Origin of the sequence: Mesorhizobium sp. M8A.F.Ca.ET.207.01.1.1, assembly GCF_004794715.1 — a bacterium.
Taxonomy (GTDB): Bacteria; Pseudomonadota; Alphaproteobacteria; order Rhizobiales; family Rhizobiaceae; genus Mesorhizobium.
The window spans coordinates 1-279 of the sequence record NZ_SRUS01000601.1 but is presented as its reverse complement, the minus strand read 5'-3'; the positions used below and the strand labels follow the sequence as shown (position 1 = coordinate 279).

The 279-nt window shown below is 68.1% G+C and carries 1 pseudogene; it reads left to right on the top strand.

The window, feature by feature from the left end:
- A pseudogene (locus EN850_RS36015) lies at positions 1–279 on the top strand (TonB-dependent copper receptor); the annotation flags it as partial.

Genomic DNA, 279 nt, shown 5'->3' with positions numbered 1-279 from the left:
GTTTCGAGCGCGATACGCCGCGCTTCGAGGAGCCCGGCCTGCGCGCCGATGCCAGTGCGCTGGTCGGTTCGCGCAACCGCAACGACCAGGTGCTGGACCTGACCCTGGGCAACCCGACCGGCTATGTGCGCGCCAGCGGCAACCGATCCGAAGCCGATGACTACACGGACGGCCACGGTGAGGTGGTGCCGTCGAAGTGGCGCAAGTGGAATGGTGACGTGGCCATCGGCTGGACGCCGGATGCCGACACGCTGCTGGAAATCTCTGCCGGTGCCGGAG